The sequence below is a fragment of the Achromobacter arsenitoxydans SY8 genome, from assembly GCF_000236785.1.
GTDB classification, from domain to species: domain Bacteria; phylum Pseudomonadota; class Gammaproteobacteria; order Burkholderiales; family Burkholderiaceae_B; genus Achromobacter; species Achromobacter arsenitoxydans.
Genome location: NZ_AGUF01000055.1, coordinates 210,444 through 223,203 on the forward strand (window position 1 = coordinate 210,444; position 12,760 = coordinate 223,203).

Genomic DNA, 12,760 nt, shown 5'->3' on the forward strand with positions numbered 1-12,760 from the left:
ATCCTGCTGGCCCTGTTCTGGCATTGAACATTGGATAAGGACCGATCATGGAAAATTCATCTTCATTGAGCCATTCCTATGCCGACGGTCTGCCTCCGCGCGAGTCGGCGCTGTCGGCGGTGTCGTGGGCGGCCGTGTTTGCCGGCGCGGTGATTGCGGCCGCGCTGTCGCTGGCGCTGCTGGCTGGCGGCACGGGCCTGGGCTTTCTTTCCGTTTCGCCGTGGGGTGACGAGGGCATGTCGGCGCCTGCCGTAGGCATCGGCATCATCGGTTGGATGTTGTTCACGCAGATCGTCGCCTATGGCATCGGCGGCTATGTCGCAGGGCGGTTGCGCACCAAGTGGGTGGACGTGCATTCCGACGAAGTCTATTTTCGCGATACGGCGCACGGCTTTCTGGTGTGGGCATTGAGCGCCGTGGTCAGCGCAGCATTGCTCGGCTCCGCGATTGCATCCGTGGCGTCGGGTGCGGCTAGGGCCGGCGCGGCGATGGCCGGAACTGCCGGCACCGTCGCGACAGCGGCTGCGGCGGCAGGCGCAAGCGGCGGCGGCCTGGACCAGGTCACCGACTACTTCACCGATACCTTGATGCGATCCGAGCGGCCGGACGCCAGCGGCGATCCCGACACGGCGCGCGGGGAAGTTGGCCGCATTGTCGCCATGAGTCTGACGCGCGGCGAGATGACACCGGAAGACCGCGACTACGTGATCAAGGTGGTCGCGGCCCAGACCGGCCTGGAGCCCGCCGTGGCGCAGCGCCGCGTCGAGCAGGCCATCGCGAATGCCAAGAAGGCGGCCGAGGACGCCAAGGTCAAGGCCAAGCAAGCCGCGGACGCGGCAAGAAAGGCTGCGGCGGCGTTTGCGCTGTGGGGCTTTGCGTCGATGCTGATCGGCGCGTTCGTGGCAAGCCTGGCGGCAACCTGGGGCGGCCGTCGTCGCGATACGGTGCACCGGGTTTAGCGTGGGCGGGCCGCAAAACAAAAAGGCCTGCACGCAAAGTGCAGGCCTTCTTAAATTCTTTGGTGGCGCATCCCTGATTCGAACAGGGGACCTGCGGATTATGATTCCGTCGCTCTAACCGGCTGAGCTAATGCGCCATCGCTTCGTTTTGCTTGGGATCGGCTATTGCCGAACCCTGATCACCGCTTGCGTTGCAAGTGCTGATCAACGAAGAACGAAATTCTAGCACGAAATTTTTTGGATGTGCAAGCGGTTCGCGACAGGAAAATTGCAGGCGACACTCACGCGTCGCGCGCGAGCCGGATGCCGGAGAACTGCCAACGCGCTTCGGGCGGGAAAAAATTCCGGTAGCTGGCGCGGATATGGTCGCGCGGCGTGGCGCAAGATCCGCCGCGCAGCACGTACTGGTTGCACATGAATTTGCCGTTGTATTCGCCGACTGCGCCGGCGCTGGGCTGGAATCCGGGGTAGGCGTCATAGGCGCTGGACGTCCATTCCCAGGCATCGCCAAACAATTGCACCGGTCCGCCATGGCCGTTGCGCGCGGGCGCTGGCCGCGGATCCAGGTGGCCGTTTTCCAGCATGTTGGCGCGGGCCGAGAACGTTCCGTCGGCCAGTTGCCGGGCTGCAAGTTCCCATTCGGCTTCGCGCGGCAGGCGCACCCGGGCCCAGCGGGCATAGGCATCGGCTTCGAAGTAGCTGATGTGGGTGACGGGCGCCTGCAATTCCAGCTCCTGCATGCCATGCAGCGTGAAGACTCGCCACTGGTCGCGGTCTCCTTCCCAATAAAGCGGCGCGCGCCAGCCCTGCGCGCAGACCATATCCCAGCCCAGGGATAGCCACAGTTCGGGGCGCTTGTAGCCGCCGTCGCGGATAAAGGCCAGGTATTCGTGCTGGGTCACAAGACGGTCGGCAAGATGGAAGGGCGTCACCAGCACGTCGTGGGCCGGGCCTTCGTTGTCGAAGCCGAAGCCGCGCCCGTCATGGCCGATGCGCGCGACGCCGCCCGCGTAGCGCGTCCAGCCCGCGGGCGTGGCGGGCGGCAAGGCCGGCGGGCCTGCGGCAACATAGGCGGGCTTGAGAGGATTGGCCGACAGCATGTGCTTGAGGTCGGTCAGGATCAGTTCCTGATGCTGCTGCTCGTGGTTCAGTCCGAGTTCAAGCAGCGTGTCGAAGCCCGCATCGTTGCCGCCCAGGTGGGAGATCAGTGCGTGCATGGCGTCGTCGACATGCTGTCGATAGCGCAGCACCTCGGCTAGCGGGGGGCGCGACAGCAGGCCGCGCTGCGGGCGCGGATGCTTGGCGCCGATGGTGTTGTAGTAGGAATTGAACAGCATCCGGTACTGCGGATGAAAGGGCGGGGTGGACGGCTGGAAGCGCGCGAGCAGGAAGGTTTCGAAGAACCAGGTGGTGTGCGCCAGGTGCCATTTGACCGGGCTGCAATCCGGCATGGACTGCACCTGGCAGTCCTCGGGACTCAGCGGCGCCGCCAGGGCGGTGGTGGTGGATCGGACGGCATCGTACCGGTCATGCTGCCCGGCCTGTCCGGTGGCATAAGGGCCGATGGCGGGATGGGTCAGCAGGCATGCGGGGTCCATGGCGATCCTCCAGTGGCGTCGTGGGTGATCCCGCGTCAGGCGCGGGCGCTGAAAACCGAGAACCAGCCCCGCGCGTCGGACCACTGCGCAACGTCGCGAAAGCCGGCGCTGAGGAGCAGGTTGCTGAACGCCTGCGGGGTGAACTTGTGCGAATTTTCGGTGTGGATGCGTTCGCCGCGGCGGAACTCGCGCTGGCCGCCAGGCCAGGTCACACGTAACGCACGCTGCGCCTCCAGGTGCATTTCGATGCGCGACAACTCGTTGTTGTAGACCGCCACATGCCGCCAGTCATCCACGTCGAAGTCGCTGTCCAGCACGGCATTCACGTGCCGCAGCAGGTTCAGGTTGAAGGCCGCGGTCAGGTGCAGCGCGTCGTCGTAGGCAGGTTCCAGGATGTGCCTGGGCTTGACGCGGTCTACCCCGACCAGCAGGCCGCCGCCTGGACAGGCATCGCGTATCCGCCGCAGCATGGCGTACGCATCGTCGGGGCCAAGATTGCCGATGCTTGAACCCGGGTAGAAGAACAGCCGCCGTTCGGCCGGGATGTCGGAAGGCAATGCGATGGCGCGCGAGAAGTCCTGTCCTACGGCGGTGATTGCCAGATCGGGATAGGAGAGCTCCAGCCGCCGCACTGCGGCTTGCAGGTAATCGGCCGAGATGTCGACCGGCACATAGTGGCTTGGACGCAAGCTGGCGAACAGGCGTTCGGCCTTGACGCAGTCTCCCGCGCCCAGGTCGATCAGCGCTTGCACCGGCCCGATGTGGCGCGCGATGTCGGCGCCATGGCGTTGAAATATTTCGTCCTCGCAGCGCGTAGGGTAGTACTCGGGCAGCTGAGTGATGGCAGTGAAAAGCGATGACCCGAGCGCGTCGTACAGAAACTTGGGGTCGATATGGGCGGGGCTGTCCGACAGACCGTCGTGCAGCTCGATCTGTTCGGCGCTGGGCCGCTGGGGTTGCTGCGCAAGGAAGTCTGGCGCGACGGAGGCAAGCAGTGCGGAAGGGGAAACCATGCGTTCAGTTCCTTTTTGAGGCGGTTGAAGCGCATTGCAAAGACCTATTTTGGCGGTTGTTGGGGTTTATGTGTCAAGCGCCAAGCCTATGAATGCAATGGACTTTTACGAAATCGAAGCGGCGCGGCCCGGGGATTCCCGCCACTGGCGGCGCGCGCGCTGGCCATTGCCGTCAGCAAGTTTCGATCCGCTGAAATATCGGTTTACGGCTGGTTGCCAAAGCTCGGGCGGCATCCGTCGATGATGGTCACAATGGGTTTTCGGCCAGGCGGGGCGATGCCTCGCGGCCCGCGCAATGTTGCGTTGCGTCAGGCGGCGCATGCCATTGTCGGGCGGCTCAATAGAACAAGGAGCGACCATGAACCGAAAGCATCAGCGCGCAGAAATGGCTTTGCATCGTGAGCGGGTGAACGACAGTTTTCACGAACTGCTCGCCGGCACGGAAGACCTCTTGCGGTCGACTGCCAGCTACACGGGCTCCGAGATCGAAGCGGCGCGCAGCCGCCTCAAGCGCCAACTTGCCGAGGCGCGCGAATCCGCGGGCGATTGGGAAGGCGCTGCCCGCGAGCGCGCGCGCCGCGCCACGGCCTATGCGGATGAGTATGTCCATGAGCACGCCTGGAAATCGGTCGGTGTGGCCGCATTGGTTGGCGCGGTGCTCGGCTGCGTTCTGATGGCGGGCAACCGGCGCTAAAGGCGCGCCATGAGTCCGTATCCGGCCCTGAGCCGGGTCGGGCCGCGCCACGGCTTGCGGGATAGCCTGGCAGGCGCGCGGCAGTGGGTGCGCATCGCGCTGCTTGCCTGCGCGGCGTCCCTGCTGACGGCTTGCGCCAGCGTACCGGATGCGCAGGAGCGCCAGGCGCGGGCCGCGCAGGCTGGCCTGTCTTCCGACGCCGCGCGCGAAAGCTACCGCCGCGGGCAAGGCATCGCGGCGGACTCGCAAACACCCAAAGACGATTTCCTGGCCCGCCACCTGGCGGTGGAGCGGGCGGTCAGCGGCGCGCCGCTGGTCCCCGGCAACCGCGTGCGGCTGCTGGCGGACGGCCCCACCACGTACCAGGCCATGCTGCAGTCGATCGGGCAGGCGCGCCGGTACGTTCACATGGAAACCTACATCTTCGACGACGATGCCGAAGGGGCGAGGTTCGCCGATGCGCTGATCGCGGCGCGCAATCGTGGCGCCGAGGTATCCCTGATGGTCGATGCGGTGGGCACGATCAAGACGCCCGACGCCTTGTTCCAGCGCCTGCGCGATGCGGGGATCCAGGTCGCGGTATTCAATCCGGTCAACCCGGCGCGCGCGCGCGCGGGCTGGTCTCCCAATCAACGCAATCACCGCAAGGTGTTGGTGGTGGATGGCAAGGTCGGATACCTGGGCGGCATCAATGTCAGCAGCGTGTATGAGTCCTCGTCGTTATCGGGCGGCGGCGGATCCGGAGCAGGATCGGGTAAGGCCGACGCCGATGCTGCCGGCGACGCACGGTCCGCGCCGTGGCGGGATACGCATCTGCGCATCGAGGGGCCGGCGGTGGCGCAGCTTGAGCAGGTCTTGCAGGCCGGGTGGGAGTCGCAGGCCAAGGAGCCGATCAAGGGCGGCGATACCCTCGTCGCGGCGCCCGCAGGCACGACGAACGTGCGCATCCTGGCCAACCAGCCCGACCGCAGTGACGGCTACACGGTCTATCTCACGCTGATGTCCGCGTTTGAAAGCGCTCAGAAGTCCATACACATCACGATGGCGTACTTCGTGCCGGATCCGGAGTTCATCGAAGTCCTGGAGGCGGCGGCACGGCGTGGCGTGGACGTGGTGCTGGTGCTGCCCGGCTTCAGCGATTCTTCGCTGGTGTTCAATGCCGGGCGGTCGCACTACACGGGGCTGCTGCGCGCCGGCGTCAAGATCTACGAACGGCGCGATGCGCTCCTGCACGCCAAGACCGCGGTGGTGGACGGGGTCTGGTCCACGGTGGGCTCCAGCAACATGGATTGGCGCAGCTTTGCGCTGAACTACGAGATCAATGCGGTGGTGCTGGGGCCGGAGTTCGCCGCCGAGATGGAGGCGCTGTTCCAGCGCGACGTGACCGATTCCGTGCGGATCACGCCCGAGGCCTGGAAGGACCGGGGCGTGGATGACCGTCTCATGGAGTTCTTTTCGCGGATGTTCGAGCGCTGGCTGTAGGGCCCGCGCCGCGCGTCAGGCCCCCGCGGGCGCGGCGGCCGGCGCCGTATCGGCGTGCTGCTGCGCCAGCGCGGTGGTGATGTCGTGCGTAGGCTGGAATGACCCGGCCTGCGCCATCGCCCAGCCCACGCGGAACACCTGGTGCCGGAACTCGCCGCGCAGCAGCTCGCCGGGCGCCAGCTCGGGAAACAGCGCGGAAAGCAGGCGGATTTCGCTGGGGGAAATGCGGCGCGCGATATGGTGGGGGCGCAATTGGCACGGATGGGTCAGCCCAGCCGCCGCCAGCAGTTCGGCCAGCGCATGCAGGGTGTTGTCGTGGAAGTTGGCGACGCGCTGCGCTTTGTCGGGGACGACCAGCGCACGCTGCCGCAAGGGATCCTGCGTGGTGACGCCGGTGGGGCATTTGCCGGTATGACAGGCCTGGGCCTGGATGCAGCCGATCGCAAACATGAAGCCGCGCGCTGCATTGCACCAGTCGGCCCCCATGGCCATGACGCGGGCCATGTCGAAGGCGGTGATGATCTTGCCTGAAGCGCCCAGCTTGATGCGGTCGCGCAGGTTCACCCCGATCAGCGTGTTGTGGACCAGGCGCAGGGCCTCGCGCAGCGGCGTCCCCACGTGGTCCACGAACTCCACGGGGGCGGCGCCGGTGCCTCCCTCGGCGCCGTCGACCACGATGAAATCCGGCGTGATCCCGGTTTCCAGCATGGCCTTGACGATGGCGAACCATTCCCAGGGATGTCCCACGCAGAACTTGAAGCCAACCGGCTTGCCGCCCGACAGTTCGCGCAGGCGCGCCACGAACTTCATCAGGCCGATGGGGCTGTCGAAGGCCGAGTGGCTGGCCGGAGAATTGCAGTCCTGCCAGGCGGCCACGCCGCGCGCCTCGGCGATCTCCGGCGTCACCTTGCCGGCGGGCAGGATGCCGCCGTGGCCGGGCTTGGCGCCTTGCGACAGCTTGATTTCGATCATCTTGACCTGCGGCGTACAGGCGTTCTTGACGAAGGCCTCTTCCGAGAACGCGCCGTGCTCGTCGCGGCAGCCGAAGTAGCCGGAGCCGATGTTCCAGACCAGGCTGCCGCCCGGCTGCCGGTGGTAGCGGCTGATGCCGCCTTCGCCCGTGTCGTGCGCGAAGTCGCCCTGGCGCGCGCCTTCGTTCAGCGCCAGGACGGCGTTGGCGGACAGCGCGCCAAAGCTCATCGCCGACACGTTGAACACCGACATGGAGTAGGGCTGCGTGCACTCGGGCCCGCCCACCGTGACGCGGAAGTCGGTGTCGTCGACGTGCGAGGGCGACATCGAATGATTGATCCACTCGTAGCGGTCGCCGTACACGTCTTCCTGGGTGCCGAAGGGACGTTTGTCGATCTCGCGCTTGGCGCGCTGATAGACGATGGAGCGCTGCGCACGCGAGAAGGGCGCGGCCTGGGTGTCGTCTTCCAGGAAGTACTGGCGGATCTCCGGGCGGATGAATTCAAACAGGAAGCGCAGGTTGCCCAGCACCGGGTAATTGCGCCGGATGGCGTGGCGCGTCTGGATAAGGTCATAGACGCCCAGCGCGCCCAGCAGGACCAGCGGCACGGCGGCCGCCAGCCACCAGGCCGAATTTGTTGCGGCCAGGAAGGCCGTGATCGCGGCGCCCGCAAGCGTCAGCATAAAGGCCGTGTATCGGCCGGCAATCCAGTTCATGTCCATCTCCGTATTCCGGGATGGAGCAACCATACACCAGCGCAGCCGTCTGGCCGAGGCATGGAGGGTGGCCGCCGCGCGCAGGCATACGGACGGTCCGATGGCGCCTTGCGCCCCGCGAGCCCCGTGTTTATTGGGCTGGCGGGCAGCCAAAAAAATGGCCCCCTGGTTTTCAGGAGGCCATTTCTGGAACACAGTTTTTCAGCAGCTGGATGCCGGCGGCGTCTTTTCGACTGCCAATCCGAACAGCGGCCGCAGGCGGACGCCAAGCGCGCTGCCCGCGAACGCGGCAGGCAGCCACAGCCAGGCGTGCAGGCTGCCCGACAGGATGCCGCTGAAGTAGGCGCCGATGTTGCAGCCGAAGGCCAGGCGAGCGCCGTAGCCCAGCAGCAGGCCGCCGACGACCGCGCCGGCCAGCGAGCGGGCGGGCACCTTCCAGACGGGGGCAAACTTGCCGGCCGCGCTGGCGGCCGCGAGGGCGCCAAGCATCAGGCCGATATCCATGACCGTGGTGACGTCCTGGCGCAGCGGCGCGGCCAGCGAGGGCTGTTTGCTCCAATAGGCCCAGGTGGCCACGTCTGCGCCTACCGCGTCCAGCGCCTTGGCGCCCCACAGTGCGAAGGCGGATGTGATGCCCCACGGACGTCCGGCCAGGGCCAGCGTGGCGAAGTTCAGCGCCACCAGCGCCACGCCGCCCCAGATGAGCGGCCAGGGGCCCTGCAGCAGGGAGACGGGCCGCCCGGTGCGGGAGGCGAATGAAATCACGTGGCCGTGACGGCGCTTTTCCAGCGCGGTGGCGGCCCAGGCGATCAGGGCGAACACCGCGAGGTTGGCGATCAGCGCGGGCGCCAGGCCCCAGGTCTTGATGAGCGAGGTGGGCGCCAGCGCGGGCAGGTTGGACCACCAGCCGAAGTTGGCGGTGGCGATGACCGATCCCACGATGAAAAACAGCAGCGTCACGACCATGCGCGTATTGCCGCCGCCCACGGCGAACAGCGTGCCCGACGCGCAGCCGCCGCCCAGTTGCATGCCGATGCCGAACAGGAATGCGCCCAGCACGACGGACACGCCCGGAGGCGAAACGAAGCCATTGACGGGTTGGCCGAATAGCGTGCCCGCAGCCAGGAAAGGGAAGAACAGCAGCACGCCGACGGCCAGCATGAGCATCTGCGCGCGCAGGCCCGCGCCGCGGCGGTCCGAAACGAATACGCGCCATGCCTGGGTGAATCCGAACGAGGCGTGGTACAGCGTTACGCCGAGCAGGGCGCCAACCACCCACAGCGCGCCCTGGCGCCAGCTGACGGTCTGGTTGAGGTACAGGGCGCCAGCCAGGACCAGCAGCATGGCAATCCAGAGCGGCTTGCGGTTGACCTGGATGGGCGGCAGGGCCGAGGGCAGGGGCAGGGAGGAGGCGTTCGCGCTCATGGGAAGTCCCGGAAAATCAAAGGCATAAATGCAAACGGGTGCGTGGACGCACCCGTAGGAATAGCCGCCAGTCTAGAACGGCCGGTAAATCTCTCAAAGTACTGTTTTTTTCTTCGATAATAACCAAAAGTTATTTGGAGGCGTGCGCCGCCGGCCTACTGCAGCCGCCAGGCCAGCGCGGCCAGGGTCAGCAGCAGTACGGGCAACGTCAGGACGATCCCCACTTTGAAGTAATAGCCCCAGGTGATGCGCAGGCCCTTGCGCGCCAGCACATGCAGCCAGAGCAGCGTGGCCAGGCTGCCGATTGGCGTGATCTTCGGGCCCAGGTCGCTGCCGATGATGTTGGCGTAGATCATCGCGTCTCGCACCGGCCCGGTGGCGCTGGTGTCCGCGATGGAAAGCGCGCCGATCAGCACGGTCGGAAGATTGTTCATGATGGACGACAGGAACGCCGTGACCAGGCCGGTTCCCATCGCTGCGCCCCACACGCCGTGTTCCGCAAACCGGTCCAGCACCTGCGCCAGGTGCGCGGTCAGGCCGGCGTTGCGCAGGCCGTACACGACCAGGTACATGCCCAGGGAAAAGATCACGATGTGCCAGGGCGCCTCGCGCATGATGCGGCGGGTGCCCACGACGTGCTGGCGGCCCGCGATCAGCAGGAGGCCCAGTGCGCCGGCGGCGGCGATGGCGCTGACGGGAATGCCCATGGGTTCCAGGATGAAGAAACCCGCCAGCAGCAGGCCCAGCACTACCCAGCCGGCGCGGAAGGTGATCCGGTCGCGGATGGCCGAGGCGGGCGCAGGCAGCTGGTTCACGTCGTAGCGCGGCGGGATGCTGCGGTGGAAGAACAGCAGCAGCACCGCCAGCGTGGACCCGACGGCGACCAGGTTCACGGGCAGCATCACCGATGCGTACTCGCCGAAACCGATGCCGAAGAAATCCGCCGACACGATGTTCACCAGGTTGGAAACGATCAGGGCGATGCTGCCGGTGTCCGCGATGAAGCCGGCGGCCATCACGAAGGCCAGCGATGCGCCCGGGCCGAAGCCCAGGGCCAGCAGCATTTCCATGACGATGGGCGTAAGGATCAACGCCGCGCCGTCATTGGCGAACAGCGCGGAGACGGCCGCGCCCAGCAGGACGATCAGGACAAACAGCAACCGTCCGCGTCCGCCGCCCCAACGGGCCACGTGCAGCGCGGACCATTCAAAGAAGCCCGCCTCGTCCAGGATCAGGCTGGTGATGATGATGGCGATGAAGGTGGCCGTGGCGTTCCAGACGATGCGCCAGACATCGGCAATGTCGGCCAGGTGGACCACGCCGGTCGCCAGTGCAAGGCCGGCGCCGATCACGGCGCTCCAGCCGATGGACAGGCCCCGAGGCTGCCAGATGACAAGCGTGATGGTGAAGACGAAGATGGCGGCGGCGAGCAGCATAGGTACTGTTCAGGAAATCGGGTGGGCGCTGATCCAGGCTACCAGCAGGCTGACGGTCAGCACCGAAAGCACGGTGCTGACCAGGATGGCGCGCGACGTCACGCGGGCGTCGCGGCCATACATCTTGGCCAGCATGAAGGGGCCGGTGCCGATGGGCAGCGCGCTCATCAGCACGGCGGTCCAGGCCCATAGCGGGGGCATGGAGAATACGTAGAACGCCAGCACAGCCGTGGCGGCCGGCTGCAGGAGCAGCTTGCCCGTCACCAGGCGCAGCACGCCAGGCCCGGAGCTGGATGTCTCCGTCTGCGCCAGGAACAGGCCGATGGTCACCAGTGCGCAAGGGCTGGCCGACGCGCCCAGCAAGGCCACATAGCGGTCCACGCCTTCCGGCAGCGTCAGGCCGGTGGCGGCCCAGGCCAGGCCCAGCACCGGCGCGGCCAGCAGCGGATTGCGCAGCAGGGCGCGGCCGACCTTGAGCAGCGTGGAGGGCAGGTTGGGCGTCTGCTGGCGGTCGAATTCGATCAGCGCGATCGCAAAGCCGAACAGCACGCTGGCGGTCAGCAGCGTGGTGAAAGTGGCGGGCGCCAGGCTGTCCGCGCCCAGCAGCGCGAGGCACAGCGGGATGCCCATGTAGCCAGCGTTCGCATAGGAGGCCGCCAGGCCTTCGATGCTGCGGTCGGTCAGCGAGTCCGGCCCGCGTTTGCGGGGCACGAAGGACACCAGGAAAGTGATGGCGACGCCGCCCGCAAATGCGCCGACGAATCCCCAATGCGCCATGTGCGCCAGGTCGACCTGCGTCATGGCGCGGAACAGCAGCGCGGGCAAGGACAGGTAGACCACGTAGCGGTTCAGCGCGTCGGTGGCGTTGGTTCCCAGGATGCGCCAGCGGGCGGCCAGCCAGCCTGTCAGTATCAGCGCGAAGACCGGCAGGGCGGCGGTGACGACGGCGTTCATGGGAAAGGTTGCAAGGGCGGAAAGGCGCTCATTCTACTTGGGTGCGCCGCCCGGCTTGCGGGTCACGAGCAGGATGCCCAGAGCCGCCAGCGCCATTCCAGGCCAGGCCAATGGCGGTATGGGTTCGCGCAGGATCAGCAGCGCGATGACGGCCGTGCAGGGAGGCACCAGAAAGAAGAGGGCGGAAACCCGCGAGGCCTCGCCATACCGGATCATGGTCAGCAGCAGGGTAATCGCGACCAGGGAATTGCCCACTACCAGATAGGCCAGCGACCCTAGCAGGCCGCCGGTCCATTCGATATGCATGGGCTCCAGCCAGAATGCCAGCGGCGCGGTCACGGCGAGCCCGACGCCGTATTGCACGAGATTGGAGGCGATGGGATGGACCTGCACGCCGAAGCGCTTTTCGTACAGGGTGCCGCCCGTGATGCAGAGCAGGGCGCCCACCGCGAACAGCAGGCCCAGGGGCGCCAGCACGTCGATCGAGGCCTTGGCGACGATCACGAGCGCGGCGCCCGTCACGCCCAGCGCAAGGCCGGCCCAGCGCCGGGCGTCTACCCGCTCGTGTGCGATTGCCGGCGCCAGCAGGCCGATCAGGATGGGTTGCAGCGACGTGATCAGCGCCAGACCGCCTGCGGACATGCCTTGCTTGAGTGAAAGATAGGTAAAGCAGAAGTAGCCTGCCTGCAACAGCAATCCGACCATCGCCAGGTGCGTCCACGCCTGGACCCCGGTGGGCAGCGGCGGACGCAGGGCGAGCAGCAAGGGCGCAAGGATAAGCACCACGCAGGCGTAGCGCAGCGCCAGGAACGTCAGTGGATCGGCGTAGGCCAGCCCCACCTTGAGCACGACGAAACCGCTGGACCACAGCGCAAGAAAGAGCGCGGGGGCGATCTTCAACCAGGCGGGAGGAGCGGCAGGCGGCATGGCGGAGCATGGGCGGCGTGGGCAAGCCGCGATCGTACCCCTTTTCGCTCCCCTTTCATCCCTGCGAGAATGCGGCGTAGGATTCTGTTATTCATTTGCTGCAACGTAGGGGATGGACATGTCGGCCAACAAACAAGCAACGGTGCGTATCGCTCTGGGAACCTGGGATCGCCTGCGCGACGACGCGTATTCGGTTCGGCACCAGGTATTCGTGGTCGAGCAGAAAGTGCCGCCCGAAGTCGAGCTCGACGACGACGACGCGGTGTCAGTGCATGCCGTGGCCTATGGCCCCGACGGCACGCCGATGGGAACCGGGCGGTTGTTGCCTGACGGCCATATCGGCCGGATGGCTGTGCACAAGCAGGCGCGCGGCATGGGCGTGGGCAGCCAGTTGCTGGATGCGCTGATCGGGCAGGGCCACGGAGACGGCCACCGCATGCTGGTGCTGCACGCGCAGACCCACGCGGCGGGCTTTTACGAGGCGCACGGCTTCAAGACGGAAGGCGAGGAGTTCGTCGAAGCTGGCATTCCGCACGTAGTCATGACGCGCACGTTGAAATAGCGGCGACTGCGGCAAGGGCGG

11 protein-coding genes and 1 tRNA gene are annotated in these 12,760 nt (G+C 66.5%); 4 read left to right on the top strand and 8 right to left on the bottom strand.

What is annotated here, in order from left to right; translation table 11 throughout:
- Positions 1–47 precede the first annotated feature (47 nt).
- The gene (locus KYC_RS16625) at positions 48–959 is read left to right on the top strand and encodes a hypothetical protein (protein ID WP_050814895.1); all 912 of its coding nucleotides are present in this window, start codon (positions 48–50) and stop codon (positions 957–959) included.
- Between the two features lie 60 nt (positions 960–1,019).
- Here the strand turns inward: KYC_RS16625 and KYC_RS16630 are convergent.
- The 3 genes from KYC_RS16630 to egtD all read right to left on the bottom strand — a co-directional run bounded on the left by KYC_RS16630 (position 1,020) and on the right by egtD (position 3,570).
- Positions 1,020–1,096, bottom strand: a tRNA-Met gene (locus KYC_RS16630).
- A gap of 144 nt (positions 1,097–1,240) precedes the next feature.
- Positions 1,241–2,557: an ergothioneine biosynthesis protein EgtB gene (gene egtB, locus KYC_RS16635; protein WP_008164397.1), complete on the bottom strand. Its 1,317-nt coding sequence runs from the start codon at positions 2,555–2,557 to the stop codon at positions 1,241–1,243.
- Between the two features lie 35 nt (positions 2,558–2,592).
- Entirely contained in the window at positions 2,593–3,570 is a 978-nt protein-coding gene (gene egtD / locus KYC_RS16640; RefSeq protein WP_008164399.1) for an L-histidine N(alpha)-methyltransferase, read from the bottom strand.
- Positions 3,571–3,928: 358 nt separating this feature from the next.
- Here egtD and KYC_RS16645 point away from each other — a divergent pair, with 358 nt between their 5' ends.
- Both KYC_RS16645 and KYC_RS16650 read left to right on the top strand, forming a co-directional pair.
- Entirely contained in the window at positions 3,929–4,264 is a 336-nt protein-coding gene (locus KYC_RS16645; RefSeq protein WP_043518666.1) for an ElaB/YgaM/YqjD family protein, read from the top strand.
- Between the two features lie 9 nt (positions 4,265–4,273).
- Complete coding sequence (locus KYC_RS16650) at positions 4,274–5,746, top strand: phospholipase D-like domain-containing protein (protein ID WP_008164402.1); 1,473 nt, start codon at positions 4,274–4,276, stop codon at positions 5,744–5,746.
- Positions 5,747–5,761: 15 nt separating this feature from the next.
- Here KYC_RS16650 and KYC_RS16655 read toward each other — a convergent pair whose 3' ends face one another.
- The 5 genes from KYC_RS16655 to KYC_RS16675 all read right to left on the bottom strand — a co-directional run bounded on the left by KYC_RS16655 (position 5,762) and on the right by KYC_RS16675 (position 12,177).
- Positions 5,762–7,435 carry an FMN-binding glutamate synthase family protein gene (locus KYC_RS16655; RefSeq protein WP_043518741.1) on the bottom strand — a complete coding sequence of 558 codons (1,674 nt, stop codon included), beginning with the start codon at positions 7,433–7,435 and terminating at the stop codon, positions 5,762–5,764.
- A 201-nt stretch (positions 7,436–7,636) separates the two neighbouring features.
- The gene (locus KYC_RS16660) at positions 7,637–8,860 is read right to left on the bottom strand and encodes a YeeE/YedE family protein (protein ID WP_008164406.1); all 1,224 of its coding nucleotides are present in this window, start codon (positions 8,858–8,860) and stop codon (positions 7,637–7,639) included.
- A 155-nt stretch (positions 8,861–9,015) separates the two neighbouring features.
- A complete protein-coding gene (locus tag KYC_RS16665; RefSeq protein ID WP_008164407.1) occupies positions 9,016–10,296 on the bottom strand; it encodes an arsenic transporter in 1,281 nt (426 codons plus the stop codon).
- A gap of 9 nt (positions 10,297–10,305) precedes the next feature.
- Positions 10,306–11,250 (bottom strand): AEC family transporter, encoded by a 945-nt coding sequence (locus KYC_RS16670; protein WP_008164410.1) that lies wholly within the window; start codon positions 11,248–11,250, stop codon positions 10,306–10,308.
- 33 nt (positions 11,251–11,283) lie between these two features.
- The gene (locus tag KYC_RS16675) at positions 11,284–12,177 is read right to left on the bottom strand and encodes a DMT family transporter (RefSeq protein WP_008164413.1); all 894 of its coding nucleotides are present in this window, start codon (positions 12,175–12,177) and stop codon (positions 11,284–11,286) included.
- A gap of 112 nt (positions 12,178–12,289) precedes the next feature.
- On the opposite strand from KYC_RS16675, the gene KYC_RS16680 reads away from it, so the two are divergent.
- Positions 12,290–12,739, top strand: coding sequence for a GNAT family N-acetyltransferase (locus KYC_RS16680; protein WP_008164415.1), 450 nt, complete (start codon positions 12,290–12,292; stop codon positions 12,737–12,739).
- Positions 12,740–12,760: the final 21 nt, after the last annotated feature.